The organism is Bacillota bacterium (assembly GCA_024655925.1).
Lineage (GTDB): Bacteria > Bacillota > DTU025 > DTU025 > JANLFS01 > JANLFS01.
In genome coordinates this window covers 1-1,596 of the sequence record JANLFS010000224.1, presented here as the reverse complement: position 1 = coordinate 1,596, position 1,596 = coordinate 1, and the positions used below count along the sequence as shown (strand labels likewise).

The 1,596-nt window shown below is 59.7% G+C and carries 2 protein-coding genes; both read left to right on the top strand.

Going from position 1 to position 1,596, the window contains the following annotated elements; translation table 11 throughout:
• Positions 1 to 480: extracellular solute-binding protein (locus NUW23_16330; protein MCR4427714.1), on the top strand; the 480-nt coding region annotated here is incomplete at its 5' end.
• 134 nt (positions 481 to 614) lie between these two features.
• Positions 615 to 1,596, top strand: a 982-nt coding sequence (locus NUW23_16325; GenBank protein ID MCR4427713.1) for an ABC transporter ATP-binding protein, incomplete at its 3' end; no start/stop codon positions are given.

Sequence of the window (1,596 nt, the reverse complement as noted above, 5' to 3'; positions counted from 1 at the left end):
CTCTACACCGTGGCGGCATTCGTGCAGAACCCGAAGTACGGCTGGGACTTCCTCAAGGCGCTCAAGGCCAACGGCATCAAGCTCGTGCAAGGCTCGAGCGACTCAGTGACCAAGGTCGGATCGGGCGAGTGGGACGTGAGCATCGCCGTTGACTACATCGCCAAGGACGCCGAAAGAGCCGGCTCCCCGGTGGGGTTCGTCTATCCTGCCAGCGGCGCGTCGGTTGTTGCCAGCCCGATTGCGATCATCAAGGGAACCAAGAACCTCGAAGCCGCCAAGATTCTCTACGACTACATCTTGTCACTGGAAGGGCAGAACGTTCTCGTCAAGGCCAACACGATTCCCATCCGGCCTGAGATCAAGCTCGAGGATGTGTCCGTTGAGCGACTCCTTGCGACGGCCCTGCCTGTGGACGACGCGAGGCTCGTCGCGGAAAAAGACGACATGCTGGACAGGTTCGGTCAGTTGATGAAGAAGTAGGGGCGGAACCACAACCGCCGTCCGCTCATTGTTCCGCCACGCGGCCAGCTCGTCATCTGCCCATCAGGGAGGAGCTTTGGGGCCCTCTCTGATGGGCGTGGGGCTAGAGCGAGATTTAGGGAAGGAGCTTGCCCATGGCCGAAGTGAAGTTGGATGATATCACTGTCCGGTATGGGAGCAAGACCGCGATTGACCACTTCTCCCTGCACGTCAGGGATGGGGAGTGCCTCACTCTTCTGGGGCCTTCCCCTTGCGGCAAGACCACGGTGCTGCGGGCGATCGCCGGACTTGCGAAGCCGGACGCTGGCGAGGTTTCCATAGGCGGCACAGTGGTTGCTAGCAAGAACAGGAGGGTGTTCCTGCCGCCTGAGAAACGAAACGTTGGAGTCGTGTTTCAGGACTACGCAGTCTGGCCTCACATGACTGTCGAAGAGAACGTCTCCTACCCGCTCAAGAAGCGGAGATTCCCCAGAGCAGAAATGCGCAACCGGGTGGATGGCGCGCTGGAACAGGTGCGCATGGCTCAGTACGCCAAGCGCCTGCCATACCAGCTCTCAGGAGGACAACAGCAGCGGGTGGCCCTCGCGAGAGCTCTTGTGGCCACCCAGGATGTGGTCCTCCTGGACGAGCCTCTCTGCAATCTGGACGCCAATCTCAGGGAGGAGATGCGGTTCGAGATCAAGCAGCTTCAGCGAGACACTGGAATCACTATCATCTACGTCACCCACAATCAGGACATAGCCCTGGTGATTTCCGACCGGATTGCGGTGATGGATAGAGCAGGGGCCATAAGGCAATTGGGCGAGCCGGAGAGTCTATTCAAGAACCCGGTCGATAGCTTCGTCTACCGATTCCTCGGCGTCTCCAATTTCATCCCGGTGGAGCTGGCCGAAGGCCAGATGTACGTGAGAGATGAGACCGAAACCATCCCCTTTCCTTACCCGATTCCGGCCAACCTTGACACGAACAAGTTCTACGCGGCCTGCCGGCCAATGAATGTCGCTCTGGCGAGGCCGTCGGACGCGTCGATACCGGCTCCGGCAAGCGGGGAAGACCGCGGCCTGAGAGGGGTGGTCAAACGCGTGATCTTCCTGGGGAACATCTATGAATACCGCG